Genomic DNA, 15,708 nt, shown 5'->3' with positions numbered 1-15,708 from the left:
CGGAGAACGGAACAGCGAAATGAGTGGCCCCTCCGATCATCGTCACATCGTCGTCGGAATCGACGGTTCCCGCGGTGCACTCAACGCCGCTGCGTGGGCAACAGAAATCGCTGCCCTTCATCGTGTTCCACTGCGACTGCTCTGCGTGCACGACCCCTCCGAACACGAGCGAGAGGTCGAGCCGCACCACGGGGAGCACGAGCGCCAACGCGCCCAGGACGCGCACAGGCACCTCACCGAGGCCGCAGACGTCGCCCGCCACGTTGCTGCCTCGGCACCGACACGTCCCGGGAACACCGAGATCAGGATGGAAATGCGGGCAGGAACGTCCTTCACCACACTGCTCGAGGCCGCAGATGCGGCCGACCTTCTGGTCCTCGGTGCCCGAAACGGTTCGTCCTCCGGCAGCGAATCACTGGTGACGACCGCGGCGCTGATCGCACGCGCAGCCTGCCCCGTTGCGGTGGTCCGGGCAGGATTTCGCCGTACTGGAGGGCCGGTCGTGACAGGAGTTCGATCGGAGTGCGAACCGGACGTTCTCCACTACGCCTTTCGCTACGCGCACCGGCGCGGGACCTTACTGCGTGCTGTTCATTGCGTCCTAGCCGGTCCGGGTTCATCGGAACCGGGAACCGAGCACGCCGCGGGTTCGAACGAGGCTCGCGATCTTCTCGATACATGGTTGGAGCCGGACGAGGCCCGCTTCCCCGATGTCGTGGTGGACCCGATCACCACCGAGACACCCGCGGATGTGGCGTTGGTCCGCTACTCGTCGTCGGCCGAGTTGGTGGTGGTCGGGCGCGGCGCCCCCCATCCACCCCGCGGAATCCTCGGCCGCACGGCCACGGGCGTTTTTATGCACGCGATGTGCCCCGTCATCTTTGTCGGTCCACACCGGCGCGATCGGTATCCGAGGGCGTGAGCCAGGCCCCTGCGGCGGAGCGGTTGGGTAGACGGCGATGAGTCCGCTTCTGAGGATCGGCCGCGCACTCGGTGCCTTCGTGTTCGTCGTCGTCGCTGGGACGCTCGGGTATGTCGTCCTGGGCTTCGGGATATTGGATGCGCTGTATCAAACTGTCACCACCATCAGCACGGTCGGCTTCCGTGAAGTTCACCCGCTCAGTGCGGTGGGCCAGTTGTTCACGATCCTTCTCATCCTGGCAGGTGCCGGTACGGCGCTGTACACCTTTGGGGTCATCCTCGAAGCACTCATCGAAGGTCATCTACGTCAGCACATGGAGCGTCGACGAATGGACAAACACATCAGCCGGATGACCGGACACGCGATCGTCTGCGGTTTCGGCCGGGTCGGACGCGCCGGAGTGCAGTACCTGACCTCGCTCGGGATGCCGGTCGTCGTCGTCGACCGAGATCCGGAGCGCCTCACCGAACTCGATGTTCCGACAGTGGTCGGGGATGTCACCGACGACCACGTCCTCGAAGCGGCGGGAATCGGCCGGGCCCACGCTCTCATCACGGCGCTCGACACCGACGCCGACAATGTCTACGTCACACTGTCGAGCCGCGCACTGAGCCCGGACCTGATCATCATTGCCCGCGCACGCAACGACGGTTCGACATCCAAGCTGATTCGGGCAGGAGCAAACCGCGTCGTCAACCCGCAACTCATCGGGGGGCGCCGGATGGGCGCCTTCGCGCTCCAACCACATGTCGCCGAGTTCCTGGACGTCGTGATGCACGAGGACACACTGGACTACCGGATCGAGGAGGTCGCGGTGTCAGCTGATTCGCCGCTGGCCGGGCGCACGCTGGCCGAATCGGCCCTCGCGGCGGTCACCGGTTCCCTGCTGATGGCCCTACGGTCACCGACGGGGCAGTTCGTCGCCAATCCCCCGCCGGAGCGGCGTCTCGACCCGGGCACCATTCTCATTGCGCTGGGAACCGCGCCGCAGCTCGAGGCGCTTCGCCGCGAGCTCAAACAGAGTGAGGGAGTCGACTCACCGTGAACAATTCCTTCCCGTCACTGCAACTCGGCCGGGGTGCGGCGAGCCCACCTAAAGTACGCGATCGGTCCGAGGAAGTTCACGGCGATCACAGCGGCCCATGTCGTTCTGCTGCCCTTGATGTCGCGTGGATCACGTGTCGCCAGATCTGCCCAGGCAGCCACGGCCAACCCCAATTGCACCGCCGCCGCCACGACCAGCGCAGCGCGCTGCAGCGATGTCAGGCTCGACCACCTCACGCGCGTCTTCGACGAACTCATACTGCTCCTCCGATGTCATCTCGCGCCGGCCCGGCAACGCAACGAGTAGGACCTCCTCGGTGCCGACCGCCAAATCTAAGACCGCGGCTCCGTATCCCGGGTCGATTCGGCGGCGATGATGCCTGCCCATGCGCACACGTCCGACCAGTCTCGGGCGTCGCCGTAGTGCCCACCCATGAGCACAAAGACGACCCGTCCGAAGCCGGGCCAGTCACCCGGGGCAATCGCCCCGGCAAAGAATCGGTGGTCCCGCACATCGGCCGCGTCCCGCAGCATCTGCACCGCCCGAGGCTCCGGTGTCACGCGACGCAGAAAACGCGCCAACCGTCTCGACAGGGTCGTGCTGGTGACCCCCACCGACGACACCGAAAACGCCCAAACACGCTTTCCCTCCAACTGGGACCGCAGCCGCTCGACAGCGTCGGATGCCTCGACGAGCCACTGCCCGTCATGGATCGCACTCCCGAGAACAATCACGTCGTAGGAGTGCACCTGAGACACATCCGCCGCCGACCGCACATCGACCGCCCGCCCGGAACCCTCGATACACGACCCGAGTCGCTCCGCTATTCCGCGAGTCGAGCCCTTCGCGGTCGCGTACGCCACCAATACCTTCATGTGCGGGGCCCTTCTCGGGAGGTGTCGGCGCCAGAATTGTCTCCGTCCGCGCCTGCCGTGGACTCATGCGGCTCGAATGGTCCCTGATCGAGACGGAACGGTGGGTACTCGTCTCGCATCAGTGTCGCGTACGCCGCAACGCGAAACGCCCAGCGATTGATGCCCATCACGAAGTCGAACAAACCGTGTGGGTACCGTCCGGTGACGAGCAGCGACATCGCCGAGAAAATCACCACGAGACCGAGCACGGAACTGAAAAACCACGGCTGCCCGTAGTGCGCACCGGCGGTGACGGACACTCCGGCACGCCAACTCCCGAACCAGCCTCCCGCGAGTAACGCCAGGATCAGGTAGTGCGGGAGCGCCAACAACCACCACTTCACGACGACCAACCCACGAGAGAGCCGGGCAGGGTAGTCGACGTCGAAGTCCGCCGGATAATCGGTACGTTTCAGGGTGAAGGGTGGGTAGCGGTCCGTGGCCAGCGCCGAGTAGGCGTAGAACTGCACTCGCCACATCCACCGGAGAACACCGACATTGAAGTCGAAGAAGGCCCGCGGGTACCGTGCCGTGAACAGGATCGCGAATCCGGACACCAGGGTAGTGACGACGAACGCGACAGCGAGGAAGACGAGTACGAAGAAGTGCGGGATCGCCAGGAGCCATTTCGCCAGCCACATCCATCGCGACAGTGGCGCGTCGAGTTCACCCACGAGACGAACGGGATAGACCGTCGACGGACCCTGTGCGTCACTGGGGTCGCCGGCGTCCCTGTCGTCGGCCCCGACGGGATGTGGTTGCGGCGGACCGTGCCGGCCCAGGCCGATTGCTCCTGCCACGATCAACGGAATTCCGATGACCAGAAGGGCGACTGCGCCGATCAAGACACCCAGAGCGAGCGGGCCGAGAAACGCTAGATGTGCACCGGCTTGAATGTCGGCGGACACCCCTGGGGTCGCGTCGGCATTCATCACGACAGCCGTCCAGGCCCCCTGCCGTAGCTCCCATCGCACTTCCTGCATGCCGGGCCCTGATGAAGAAGCCGACCAAAATGGCTGTTCCCCGGGCAATGCTGCCTGCCGTGCGCCGGGAATCTGCCGATAGGTCGGCCGGAACGGATCGAACTGCACCGCCGTCACCTCGGTGTGAGCAACATCGGTGAAGTACTTGTCGACCTCATCGCGGGGACCGATCCCGATGAAAATATCTCGATCGGGATCACGGGAGGTGGCTCGCAGAAGAACCCGGCCGAGGTCCTCGGAACTGAAGCCTTCGGGCAGGTCCGCACCGGCGAACAGGTCGACCTTTTCCGACACGAGCGCGCTTTCACTCGTCTCGTAACGCGCACTCGGGGAGGTGAAATGCCCACCGTCGCGTTGCATGAAGTAGGCCCACCCGAGAAACACCGCGGCAGTGAGAAGCGCGAATCCGGTCAGGGCGCTCAGACAGCCCAAGACGAGAACAGCCACTCTGCCGGTTCGCACAGGCAATTCCTCCCGGTCCGCGGTCCCCGAAGTCTCAGTGTGAGTCCTGCCTCCAGCCGCACGTCAGGGTCATTGGTCACTTCCTCCCGTGCACCGGAAGCCACACCTGCCCCGCCGCCCCAGAATACGAAGCCGCCACCTTTCCTCGATCTGATGTGCATCCTGAGGCTGCGAAGGATCGCAGACCAGGCCCCAGTACACCGGCCAAGGGGCCGACACATAATGGACGAAGCGGCCGAAGCCGCCGCGCCGACTCTCGCCGGGCCGGTATAGGCCGGGTGTGGCGGATGTACCACGGCATACCGCTGGCGTCGACCGTTGTCCTGCTTCTACACGGACTAGTCCCGAGGTCAGCGGACGTGTTGCAATCCACACCTATTCCGAGGGTGAGCGTCGCACGTTCGAGAGGGGAGTCCGCCAAACGGCCGGGTCGACGACCGGAAACCGGCGGCCGGTCACCAGTGTGGGAACGAGTCTGATGAAAAGATTCTTCGCCCCTTTCTGCCATGGAAAGAGCGGCAAATCCACGGTGTCCATCAACTCATCGATCTCACGGATCCCCTCGGCGCGCCCCTTGACTACAACACTCCACGCTTCGTGCGCCGGCGCCTCGTAGCCGTCGACTTCCAGCGCAACCGGCGCATCCGACAGCGCAGCGGACACCTTGGTGCCTCTCCCGGACCTGAACACGATGGTTCCATGATCGACCGCATAGTTGAGAGGGAAAATATCCGGGTGGTCGTCCACCCACACGGCAAGGCGGCCAACGCTCTCGGTACGGAGCAGTGCCCAGCATTCGTTGACGGCAAGTTCCTTGGCGCTTGGGTCGTCGCTTCCCATCGTCTTCGCCTCCTGTCGTTGCATTCAGTCTGGTGCCGTCCATCTTCCATCGCGGCTATCCGCCTCACGAGAATCCCCGTCGCTGGTTCGGCTTTGCGCGAGGTAAGCGCCCTATCCACTGTCGGACACTCAGCCGTGAGTTGCGGGAATAGTTGGCGAATCCGAATACCACCGGTGTCGCATACACCAGCAGCATGATCGCGCCGTGCATCGTGAACAACTGGCTGGACTGCTCGACAGGAAATAGACCCGACACTGCCGACTCGGCTCAGCATTGCTATCAGTCCGCCGATCATGACGATGCGAAGGCGGTGACGAGATTCATCTCGTCGGGGTTCTTTGGGTCGGTCGTGGTGATCGGGGGAAGAGTGGCACTCTCGCGGCAATACCGAGTCGGGTAAGGCCTCCTGAGCGGACCTGTGGCCATCATGAACTCCCGATTCGACACCTGAATCGACTCCTCTGGAGAAGGGTAGACCCGCGCCGCTGCGCGTACAGCGGGAAGCGCAGATCGACACCGAGCGCCCCTACCGCCGGCGGCAGTGAGGCATCAGCTTGCCCAACGTGCTGACAATGACGGCATTCGGATGCCATCATCAGACATGGGCAATGGCACGGATGAGGCAGCCGGGCAACCGATCACCGAGTTGACCGCGCAGGAGAGCTGGCAACTGCTCAGCTCGAAAGAGCTGGGGCGGCTCGCCTTGAGCGTGACCGGCCGGGTCGACATCTTTCCCGTCAACTACGTCGTCCATCAGCGCAAGGTGTACTTCCGAACCGCGGAGGGAACCAAGCTCGTCGAACTCACCATCAACCGGGACGTCGCCTTCGAGGTGGACGAGCTAGCCGAGAAATCGGGGTGGAGCGTCATCGTCCACGGCACCGCGCGGCGGCTTCAGAAGCTCGACGAGGTCGCCGCAGCCGACGAGTTGCCGTTGCGGTCATGGCTGGCCACCCCCAAGTTCAATTACGTCGAGATCACGCCCACCGAAATCACCGGCCGCCGACTCGTCTTCAGCGACGGACCGGACCGGTAACCGCCCGAGCTGCCTCGGGCTTCCTTCGCCGGGCCATTCCGACCGACCCTGTAGTGACGACCGCGGTGCCAGGTAGGCGGCCGCGAGCGCGAAGAAGGGAATGGGAGGCGCCAGCAACCTTCGTAGGAGGCGCCGGAGAGTCGTGTTGGGAGCGGGCCAGGCGTTTCCTCTCGTTACCCGATCCGAGATCGGTGAGCAGCCTCGTCACTGGGGCCGCCCTCTCGTCAAGTGCCGCGCGGAGACCGTGGTGGGCGGCGTGGGGATTCTCTGCTCACCGCAGTGGAGCGCAGGGTGCAGGTCTGCAAAGTGGTTTCGCTGCATCAGCAGTCTCAGTGTGAATCGTTACTCCAGGCGCGCATCGGGGTGTCGGCTACCAGCTTCCGCGAGCTGGAAACCACATGTACCGCGCGTCCCGGATTCGGGACCTCCATCATTTACATTTACCTCCGCCTGACCCGTGTGGTGTGGCAGCGAAGGATCGCAGACGAAAGGCCCTAGTACATCCGCCGACGGATCAGCGACAGTTGACGAAGATCGGCGCCCGAAAGTCCGAAAGCCGCACCGGCCAGGGAAGTGGTTGCAGACCTGCGAGGAGCACGACGGAGGCGGACATGCAACACATCATAGAAGTGCACGGCCTGCACAAGCACTTCGGTCATGTTCACGCCTTGGACGGCCTGGCCCTCACCGTCGACGCCGGCGAGATCCACGGCTTCCTCGGGCCCAACGGCTCCGGAAAGTCCACGACCATCCGCGTACTTCTCGGGATCCTGCGCGCCACAGCCGGTCAGGCCCGGTTGCTCGGTCGCGATCCGTGGTCCGAGGGTTCGCGCTGCACCGTGAAGTGGCTTACGTGCCGGGCGATGTCACGCTGTGGGCGTCCCTGTCCGGTGGCGAAACAATCGACCTGTTGGCACGACTGCGCGGCGGGCTCGATGAACACCGCCGCGACGAGTTGATCGAACGGTTCGACCTGGACCCGCGGAAGAAGGCGCGCAGCTACTCCAAGGGGAACCGGCAGAAGGTCGCCCTGGTGTCGGCTCTGCTCGTCACACGCCCGGGTTCTGCTCCTCGACGAACCCACCTCCGGCCTGGACCCGTTGATGGAGCAAAATTTCCGTGAGTGCGCCCGCGAAGCCGTCGAGCGCGGCGCCACCATCCTGCTGTCGAGCCACATTCTCTCCGAGGTCGAGGCGCTCTGCCATCGGGTGACGATCATCCGCGACGGCAAGACAGTCGACAGCGGCGCCGTCGACTCGATGCGTCACCTCAGCCACACGTCGATCACCGCCGAGCTACTCGGCGATCCGGCGACCTGCACCGCATACCCGGAGTCGCGGACATCACGATCAACGGCAGCACTCTGCGCTGTCAGGTCGATAGCGTCGGCCTCGGCCAGCTGATCCGGGTACTCGGGGACACGGGCGTCCGGAGCCTGGTCAGCACACCACCCACGTTGGAGGAGTTGTTCCTTCGGCATTGTCGGGGGGACGGCACCCCGGACGAACCGATCGCGAACAGGGTGAAGGAACGGACATGATCACCACGTCCGCGACCAGTTCCGCGAATGCTGGGACGCGCGCGGATCTCACCGCAGACTTCACCGGAACACTTCACCTTCTGCGACTGTGCCTGCGCCGCGACCGGGACGTGCTTCCGATGTGGGCCCTGATCATCGGCGTGCTGATGCCGATCACATATGCCGGCAGCATCGAATCGGTCTACCCAACGGCCGCCGATCTGGCAAAGTTCGCGGCGGCGACCGCGGCCAGCCACGCCCAAATCGCTATGTAAAGGGCCCATTTTCAACTCCAGTCCCGGCGTGGTGGCGACCTGGAAAGCCGGGGCGCTGTACACCGTGATCGCCGTCGCGGTGATCCTGACCGTGATCCGGCACACCCGGGCCGAAGAGGAATCCGGGCGCGCCGAGCTGATCGATTCGACCTCGGTCGGCCGGTACGCCGCACTGACGGCCGCCATTGTCGTCGCCACCGGCGCGTCGATCGTGACGGGAACCGCGTTCGGCGCCGTGTTACGTATATTCGACCTGCCACTGGCGGGCTCGGTCGGCTACGGAGCCGCGCTGGCCGCAAGTGGTCTCGTGTTCACCGGCATAGCCGCCGGCGCCGCGCAGCTGACCCGCTCGGCGCGAACGGCCCGCGGCATCGCGTTGGGCACACTCGGAGTGTTCTTTGCACTCCGCGCCGTCGGTGATGCCGGTTCCGGGACGCTGTCGTGGGTGTCGCCGCCAGGGTGGTCGTTGCAGCTGCGCCCCTTCGCCGAGGAGCGCTGGTGGGTACTCCTTCTGCATGTGGCAGCGACCACAGTGTTGATCACCACCGCCTACACCCTGCTTCGCCGCCGCGACATCGGCGGCGGTCTCATCGCCGAACGATCCGGCGCCGAGACCGCCGGGCCGACTCTCTCGGGGCCCGTCGGTCTGGCCTGGCGGATGCACCGCGGAACACTGCTCGCGTGGACCGTCGCCCTGCTCCTGTACGGACTGTTGTTCGGTAGCGCCCCAACGGACTCGGCAACCAACTCGGCGACAGCCAGACGATCAACGATTTCCTCGTCCGCATAGGCGGCGATGCAACGGTGGAAGACATCTTCGTCGCGTTCGCACTCACCATGCTCGGGATCGCCGCATCGGCCTACGCGATTTCCGCCACACTCCGGCTCCACTACGAGGAAACCGCGCAACGCGGCGAGCCAGTAATCGCAGCAGCTGTCAGCCGCGTCCAGTGGGCACTGAGCCACCTGCTGTTCGCGATGCTCGGCCCGGCCGTCGCCATCGTCGTCGCCCGTATCGCCGTCGGAGTAACATACGGCGCGTCCGTCGGTGACATCGCGGACAAGCTCCCCGCGACAGTCGGCGGCGCGCTGGTCCAACTTCCCGCGATCTGGATATCGGCCGGAGTAACCGTTGCGCTGTTCGGACTGCTGCCCCGCTTCACGCCTACCGCGTGGGCCGTCTACGTGATGTTCATCCTGATCTTCACGGTCGGCTCTCTCGCCGGTCTCCCGGCCTGGGTCCTCGACCTGGAACCGTTCAGTCACCTTCCGAAATTGCCTGGTGGACAATTCGACCCGACGTCGGCGGTTTGGGAGGCGGTCATCACGGCCGCGCTGGTCACAGTCGGATTGATGGCCTTCCGCCGACGCGACCTGAAGTGACGGCGGATCTCGATCCGGGGTCTCGTGCAACGCCGACACCCCATCGTCGGGAAACTATATTGGGATGAGAGAAACCGCGCACGCTCCGCGGTGCGTTCGTGCGTCTCCGAACCGGGGATGCGTTCGGACCGGAGGCTAACCAGTGCTTCCGCGGGCCGCTCGTTCGACGTTGCGCTTGAGTACGGCCAACATCCGTGCCTGCATGATCCAGACAACCGGGGGAAAGAGCCAGTAGAACACGAAACGTCCAAGCCATCGAGGGCGGAAGACTTGATAACCGCCGATCACCAGACGTGTGCGCCCGCCAGGCAACTCATTCAACAGGAAGCCCCAGAGTCCTTCCGTGTAGGCCGACGGCCGTGGCTGCTTGGGATCAAGATTGCGACCTCGAAGATCGCTCAACCCGCGCAGTCCCAGGAACCGATTCGGTTCAAGCGCTGCAACCTCCCACGCGTCCACCGGGCCGTGGCGGCGTGTCCAGTACTTCACGTAGTCGCCAAGGGCGATGTGCTGCCACTCGGGGTGGACTCTGTGGGCACTTGGACGACCGCCGTTGTCCAGGTGATCCCAGGAGTACCATCCCCCACGATCCCCGCCCAGCTGGACGAGCCACGGCCAGACCCGATCCGGCGGGGCGTCGATCGTGACGGCCATCGCCCCGCCCCTCTCACCGTCGGGAACCAGATCGGCACCGGGATACGGTCCAGCGATTTCCTCATCCGTCGCGCCCCAGCGCACGAGCCGAGGGCGTACCCAGGCTACGTAGACGACAGCTGCCGTCCCGGCGACACCGACGATCTTGCGTCCGACTGCCATACGACAAGCATCGGAGGCTCTGCACCACCTCACAAGGGACCAAAGTCACGGACGCTGTGCTCACGGCGGCCCGGCCGCAGCCGACAGGAGTGGGACACGAGCACAGAAGATCGGTGCTGCTGAGGCAAGCGCGGGTTGCGTCCATGAAGATCTTTTACGAACTGGATCCGAACCTGACCGCCTTGAGGTTCAACTGGGGCCGTCGAGCAGTTCGGGAAACAGCTCACGGGCAGCAGGAGAGGGCGTCCTCGATTGAGCGTGCATGCCGTTCACAGCGCTCCTTCAGTCGTCCCAGCGCCAGCGTCATACCGTGACTACCTCGCTGATGGCGTCGTACGTGGCGCGTAGGTACTGCTCACTACGAGTCGTAGACGATGATGCCTGGCCCCATCTTGTTCATCATGTAGGTGAACGTCATTCGGCGGACGAGGTCCATCTCCGTCATCGATCCACCCCACCCACCCCAGAAGCAGATCCGACCGTCCGGGATGCCCGGCACGGTGCCGAGGCGCGGCAGTGCGTATCCGATGCCCCGCCGAAACGGCACACCGAGGACAAGGTCGACGTCGTTGTTCTGCTCGTCGAAGATCATGTCGATCGATGCGCTGTTGAGTAGGCGGACACCCTTGCTCTCACCGCCGAGCGCAATGGTCGAGAGGATCCGGGCGAGGGAGCGTGCGTTGCCGTGGCCGTTGAGGGCTCCCATGTCGGCGTGCCCCGATGCTGTCGATGGCACGGCGACGGCCCTCACCACGTTGACGGCATACTCGGTCGCACTGACGGCCGGAGCCAGGGCGGATTCACCGGGTTGTGTCGACACCCCTGGTTGACGCCCGGGCCTGAACCGACTGGGCGGCAAGCCGCCCAATTCGTGGCCCTACGCCGGGTCGATGCGATCGAGGTGCGGTGGTACGCGACGGTGCGGGCCTGTTCGGTGCCGTCGAAGACCAGCCCGAGTGCCCGGGAACCGAGACCGGCGACCAGAGTGGCACCCGCCTGCAGCGCGTCGGCCTGCGTCCGGTAGACCCCGACATCGAGGCGACCGCAGCCGCTGTAGCCGCGGTGCGCGAGCGTCCACACCGCGGGATCACGTGTGGTTTCGACCGTTCCGTCCAGGCGGTAGAGCGTCGAGGAGACCACCTGCTTGACGAAACCGGCTGTACGGGCCGCCGTCCGATCCTAGCTCCAAGTCGAGCGTAGTCGCCGGCTGACGAGGTCCCCGGAGATGAAGGACCGCACCACAACCCGCGCGAACCACCCTCGATTCCGGCTGCCACCCAGACATGAGTCACGGACAAAGCGGATGACGATGATCGTCTTGCCATACGGGTCTGTACCTGGGCCTTGTCAGACGTGTGCATCCCAGCGGGTCTACACGCTGCGGGAACGGACGCGACGATTCCCTCGTGCCGCGGCGCGCCGCGGCCGCATCGAGCAATCAGCTCAGTCTTGGTCGCGGATGAACTGGTGGAAGCCGGGAACCGTGAAGGCGAGGACGCCGCGTTCGGGCGCGTAGACCAGACCCTTCTTGATCAGTTCGTCGCGCGGCACGGACAGCGCCGACGCGCTGGGCTTGCCCATCGCCCTGGCCAGGTCCCGGACGACGACACCATCGCCTTCGCCTTCCTCCGCCAGGGCCCGCAGCAAGTCCTTCTGCGCCGGTGTCGCACGGTCCCACCGCGACTGGTAGAGACCGGCATTGACTTCCTCTCGCGCGACGTCGGTGCCGACCCGCGCATCCTCTACGGTGAAGACTCTCCCTAAGGCGTTGTTCCACACCGCCTTCCCCACCTCCTGCAGGAAATAGGGGTAACCGTTGGCTGCGTCCAGCGCCAGCCGCAGTGCCGCCTCGTCCCATTCAGCGTCCCGCTCGATGACCGGTTGCACGAGCGCCGCCCGCGAGTCCAGCTCGCTCAGGGTCGACAACGCCCGGAACTGATACAGCCGCTCGGCGTAACTGTTGGCCGTGGCCAACTGCGACGGCAGCGACGGCAAACCCGCGCCGACCAGGAACAACGGCAACACCGGCGAGGTCTGACTGATCTGATGGATGGCGGTGCTGACCGCCGCCATCTCCTCGGCAGTCGCCTCCTGCAGCTCATCGATCAGGATGAGCGCACCGACACCCAGCTCACGCGCGGTCTCACCGAGAACAACGAACAGGTCGGTCAGGTCGGTGGACAACCGGCCGGTGTCGGCGAACCCGGCAGCCGGGTCGATATCGACACCGAGGGTGACCACACCCACGTTCAGCGACACCGTGAACGAGGTGAACACGCCCAACAGTTGGGTGAGCTTGTGTGGGTCGAATCGCCGCCTCGCGCCCCGCAGGCTGGTGGCGAGCGTGGTGGCGAGTTCCTCGGCCATGGAATGACCCTTGCGGACCTCCAGCTTGGCGACAATCCAGCCCCCGTTGATCGCGGTGCGCGCGAGTTCCCCGATCAACACGGTCTTGCCGACCCCGCGCAGTCCGGTGAGAATCCAGCTGCGGTCCCCCTCGCCCAGTTCGGTGATCCGCCGGCGGACGATGTCGAAGTCCCCGAACAGGGTGTCGCGACCAGCAAGGATGGGCGGGCGCAGACCGGCACCGGGCTTGAACGGGTTGAGGACCGGATCCATTCATCAGACATTATCAGCCTTTATAAGAAGTTCCTTTATAAAGACCGATAGGATGGCACCTCGCGTGCACCCACTGCACCGTCCACTCGGGTCCCGGCCGGTACTCGCACCCGGCCGGGCCTGAGTGGTCGGAGACGGAACCACCGACCAAACCAGCCTGGTGATGCACGTGACGCCAGTGCCACCCGAACCGCCGACCGACGTACGTGATGTGATTCGGTCCACGATCCCGGAGGTTCTAAGCCCCGCCGGCACGGAAGTGGAGGACCGAGATGACCGGAGTCGACCACCTCGACGTTCTCGGGGCACAGTCCGTGCTCGAGGTCGCCGAAGTGGTCGCCGCGGTACTCGGGGCCCGGATGGAGATGGGCGGCGAACCGGGCCGCATCGTGGTCACCGGGGCACCCGACCCCGCTCTTCGGGTGGTCATCGAACTGGCCATCCACGACCGCGGGCTACCCGAAAGTTGGACCCGGCGAATCACGATCACCCACGACCGCAGTAGCGACGAACGCCGCCGCTGGACCCAGCACTTGCACCGCGCCCTCACCGAACGCCGCGACTGGACACTCACCTCGGCATGACGATCGGGTCCAGATGTCACCAGCTCGCGCGACGAACCCGCGGGATTTCCCAGAGGTCGGTCACGAAACACGTCTCGGAGTTCCTGCAGTGCCGAAAAGCCATGACGTCAGACCGGCCACGTGGTCGTCTTTCATGGTGCGCCACAGTCGTTTCGCGACCTGCCGCTTCGAGCAGCGCATCGCCTCCTGTGGGTTTTGTCATCCTCGATCGTGCCTCGGTAGTACCCGGGGGTGCGAGCCTGGGCCACGGCAACGGCACATGGCGGGATTGAGTGTTCAAACGCCGGCATGGGAAAGCCAGTGCCGTTGTTTGTCGGCGCTGGCCACCTCCATCGGTGCGGTACCGGTGTAGGTGGCGCAGGCGCGGCCTCGCTGGTGAACCGGGTCGGGGTGCACGTGCGGGCCGCGGTGAACGGGCGCCACAGGCGTGACAGACCCTAAAACGGTCCCTGTGGAGTTCTCAGGGACCGTTCTAGGGTCTGCCTCCCCACCTACATGAGGGCGTGCGGGTCCCGGTCTTGGATGATCTGGTCGGCCAGCCGGTAGACCGCCAGCTCGTCGGGGATGCCGATCTTGGTGGCGTGTTCGCGGGCCGCGATGAACGCCCGGACCTCGTCATCCCCTGATGTGCGGTCTCGCTTCAGGAACGCCTGGCGTGCGTCGGCGAGGTCTTCGAGCACCCACCATTGGAAGCGGTCGAGACCGGCGGCGATCCCGGCGATCCGCGCCCGCTCCGACTGGCGGGTGCGCCAGCGGTCCGCCAGGTCGTATCCCGCGAGCAGTACGCCGAAAACCATGGCGCAGACCGCGGTGATCACTGCGTGCCCCGTCGCGCGGCCGCGGACTTTGCCGGCTGATTGGTGATTGCGACCAAGGCACAGGTCGCCGCGATCGCAACCACGAGAGTGATCAGCAAGGGCAGCGAGAGTTCGGACGTGGTCACAGCCCCCACTGCGGTGGCCACGAAGGCCAACACGGCGACTACCCAGCGGGCGCGGGCCGCCCACTGCCTGATGCTTGAGCTGGGCGGCCGAGCCGCCGACGACCAGCAGGGCGCCGATCCAGAGGGTCCAGGGGATCATGCGGCGCGGGTCCTCCCAACGGTCGGCGGGTGTGAAGTCTCGTCACAGGGTGTCATGCCGCCGTCCGCCGAGCAGTCCGGCGGATCCCGGTGGGCGGGTCGGTGATCGCGCCGCACTCCTGGAAAGGCCGTCGGACCTGGGTACATGGGCGGGCAATCGGCCCATGCGGTTGATTGCGCCCGATGCTGGCCATGGACGGGCGACCGGGCGACGGAAATGAAGTGCGACAGCTGCCGACTCTAGGCCGCGGTCGGCCGACCGACCGACCGGCGTTGTCGTCCCGCAACCTCGATGTCGTCACCTCTTCTACCCGGAGGTGACCGAGTCGCTGGCGGAGATATTCGGCGGCCACGGCCGCATCGTCTTCGACGGTGGCAGCCCTCGCGCAAGCCGGCCGTCGTCTGCCCGGTGATGGTTCGACCCGGTCGTTGTCGTGGACGTCGCGCACTCACTGATCGGTTCTGAACCGTTTGTCGAAAAACGACGAGCCCGGCGCCCGGCGGAGTGCACGATGATGATGCATATGCGGATGAAGTTTCACGAGCAGCTCGACGCACTGACCGATCGATTGGCACTGATGTGCCGCCTGGCCGGGGAAGCCATCGAGACGGCCACCGACGCCCTCGTCAATGCCGACCTTCCGATGGCTGAGCGGGTGTTCGACCTCAACGAACGGATCGAGGAGTTACGCGGTCCGTGCGAGGAGCAGGCGATGGCGCTGCTGGCGCTGCAGGCCCCCGTCGCCCGGGATCTGCGCCAGGTCGTTACCGGTGTGCACCTGGTGACGGATCTGAGCCGGATGGGCGGGCTGGTGCAGCATGTGGCCGAAAGCGTGCGCCGTCGGCACCCCGAGCACGTCGCCTCCGGGGAGGCGGAGGAATTGCTCTCCCGGATGGGGCGAGTGGCGGCCGAACTAGCCGGCCTCGCCGAACGGGTCCTGCGCACGCACGATCCCGAACTGGCCGCCGAGATCGGCAGACGCGACGACGAGCTCGACGACCTGCACCGACGACTGCTCACCCTGATCCAGGACCCGTCCTGGATCGGCAGCATCCCGGCCGCTGTAGACATCACCCTGCTCGGCCGCTTCTACGAACGCTTCGGCGACCACACCGTCGTGGTCGGGCGGCGGGTGATCTTCCTGGTGACCGGCGAACAGTTGAACCCATAGATCAGCGGCCACCCGGGCGGCGGCAAACCGGCTCGGCCTGGCCGCAATTGCGATGG

At 65.4% G+C, this 15,708-nt stretch carries 15 protein-coding genes and 2 pseudogenes; 8 read left to right on the top strand and 9 right to left on the bottom strand.

The features are described 5' to 3' along the window. Positions 1-19: 19 nt before the first annotated feature. Together CJ179_RS33625 and CJ179_RS33620 are read left to right on the top strand one after the other, a co-directional pair. A complete protein-coding gene (locus CJ179_RS33625; protein ID WP_095864275.1) occupies positions 20-922 on the top strand; it encodes a universal stress protein in 903 nt (300 codons plus the stop codon). Positions 923-959: 37 nt separating this feature from the next. Beyond that, positions 960-1,967 (top strand): TrkA family potassium uptake protein, encoded by a 1,008-nt coding sequence (locus CJ179_RS33620; RefSeq protein WP_072951266.1) that lies wholly within the window; start codon positions 960-962, stop codon positions 1,965-1,967. 14 nt (positions 1,968-1,981) lie between these two features. Here CJ179_RS33620 and CJ179_RS33615 read toward each other — a convergent pair whose 3' ends face one another. The 4 genes from CJ179_RS33615 to CJ179_RS33600 form a co-directional block, all read right to left on the bottom strand. Beyond that, the gene (locus CJ179_RS33615; protein WP_072951268.1) at positions 1,982-2,224 is read right to left on the bottom strand and encodes a PLDc N-terminal domain-containing protein; all 243 of its coding nucleotides are present in this window, start codon (positions 2,222-2,224) and stop codon (positions 1,982-1,984) included. Positions 2,225-2,299: 75 nt separating this feature from the next. After that, positions 2,300-2,842, bottom strand: a complete 543-nt coding sequence (locus CJ179_RS33610; protein ID WP_095864274.1) for a flavodoxin domain-containing protein — start codon at positions 2,840-2,842, stop codon at positions 2,300-2,302. Further along, complete coding sequence (locus CJ179_RS33605) at positions 2,839-4,326, bottom strand: DUF4389 domain-containing protein (RefSeq protein ID WP_095864273.1); 1,488 nt, start codon at positions 4,324-4,326, stop codon at positions 2,839-2,841. The genes CJ179_RS33610 and CJ179_RS33605 overlap by 4 nt, the downstream gene beginning before the upstream one ends. A 375-nt stretch (positions 4,327-4,701) precedes the next feature. Further along, complete coding sequence (locus tag CJ179_RS33600; RefSeq protein ID WP_095864367.1) at positions 4,702-5,166, bottom strand: pyridoxamine 5'-phosphate oxidase family protein; 465 nt, start codon at positions 5,164-5,166, stop codon at positions 4,702-4,704. Between the two features lie 602 nt (positions 5,167-5,768). Between CJ179_RS33600 and CJ179_RS33595 the strand changes: the two genes are divergently transcribed. The 3 genes and pseudogenes from CJ179_RS33595 to CJ179_RS33580 all read left to right on the top strand — a co-directional run bounded on the left by CJ179_RS33595 (position 5,769) and on the right by CJ179_RS33580 (position 9,380). Then, positions 5,769-6,203, top strand: a complete 435-nt coding sequence (locus CJ179_RS33595; protein ID WP_095864272.1) for a pyridoxamine 5'-phosphate oxidase family protein — start codon at positions 5,769-5,771, stop codon at positions 6,201-6,203. Between the two features lie 611 nt (positions 6,204-6,814). Beyond that, positions 6,815-7,743, top strand: a pseudogene (locus tag CJ179_RS33585) (ATP-binding cassette domain-containing protein). Beyond that, positions 7,740-9,380 (top strand): annotated as a pseudogene (locus CJ179_RS33580) (ABC transporter permease). Before CJ179_RS33585 ends, CJ179_RS33580 begins: the two co-directional pseudogenes overlap by 4 nt. Before the next feature lie 135 nt (positions 9,381-9,515). On the opposite strand, the gene CJ179_RS33575 reads toward CJ179_RS33580, so the two are convergent. The 4 genes from CJ179_RS33575 to CJ179_RS33560 all read right to left on the bottom strand — a co-directional run bounded on the left by CJ179_RS33575 (position 9,516) and on the right by CJ179_RS33560 (position 12,815). Continuing rightward, positions 9,516-10,196, bottom strand: coding sequence for a hypothetical protein (locus tag CJ179_RS33575; protein ID WP_095864271.1), 681 nt, complete (start codon positions 10,194-10,196; stop codon positions 9,516-9,518). 358 nt (positions 10,197-10,554) lie between these two features. Beyond that, on the bottom strand, positions 10,555-10,932 hold the full coding sequence (locus CJ179_RS33570; RefSeq protein WP_371851618.1) for a hypothetical protein: 378 nt from the start codon (positions 10,930-10,932) through the stop codon (positions 10,555-10,557). Positions 10,933-10,943: 11 nt separating this feature from the next. Then, positions 10,944-11,336 (bottom strand): hypothetical protein, encoded by a 393-nt coding sequence (locus tag CJ179_RS52245; protein ID WP_095864270.1) that lies wholly within the window; start codon positions 11,334-11,336, stop codon positions 10,944-10,946. Positions 11,337-11,639: 303 nt separating this feature from the next. Beyond that, positions 11,640-12,815, bottom strand: a complete 1,176-nt coding sequence (locus tag CJ179_RS33560; RefSeq protein WP_095864269.1) for an AAA family ATPase — start codon at positions 12,813-12,815, stop codon at positions 11,640-11,642. Between the two features lie 272 nt (positions 12,816-13,087). Between CJ179_RS33560 and CJ179_RS33555 the strand changes: the two genes are divergently transcribed. After that, entirely contained in the window at positions 13,088-13,399 is a 312-nt protein-coding gene (locus tag CJ179_RS33555; protein ID WP_072950957.1) for a hypothetical protein, read from the top strand. Between the two features lie 491 nt (positions 13,400-13,890). Here the strand turns inward: CJ179_RS33555 and CJ179_RS33550 are convergent, their stop codons facing one another. Further along, complete coding sequence (locus CJ179_RS33550; protein WP_095864268.1) at positions 13,891-14,217, bottom strand: hypothetical protein; 327 nt, start codon at positions 14,215-14,217, stop codon at positions 13,891-13,893. Positions 14,218-14,259: 42 nt separating this feature from the next. Here CJ179_RS33550 and CJ179_RS54145 point away from each other — a divergent pair, with 42 nt between their 5' ends. Together CJ179_RS54145 and phoU are read left to right on the top strand one after the other, a co-directional pair. Further along, positions 14,260-14,586 carry a hypothetical protein gene (locus tag CJ179_RS54145; protein ID WP_179377725.1) on the top strand — a complete coding sequence of 109 codons (327 nt, stop codon included), beginning with the start codon at positions 14,260-14,262 and terminating at the stop codon, positions 14,584-14,586. Positions 14,587-15,004: 418 nt separating this feature from the next. Further along, positions 15,005-15,652 carry a phosphate signaling complex protein PhoU gene (phoU, locus tag CJ179_RS33540; RefSeq protein WP_095864366.1) on the top strand — a complete coding sequence of 216 codons (648 nt, stop codon included), beginning with the start codon at positions 15,005-15,007 and terminating at the stop codon, positions 15,650-15,652. The last annotated feature ends 56 nt before the right edge of the window (positions 15,653-15,708 follow it).

It is taken from the genome of Rhodococcus sp. ACS1 (assembly GCF_002300155.1).
In the GTDB taxonomy this organism is placed as follows: domain Bacteria; phylum Actinomycetota; class Actinomycetes; order Mycobacteriales; family Mycobacteriaceae; genus Rhodococcus_F; species Rhodococcus_F koreensis.
Note: the sequence above shows the minus strand (reverse complement) of the source record. Positions and strands in the feature narration are given on the sequence as shown.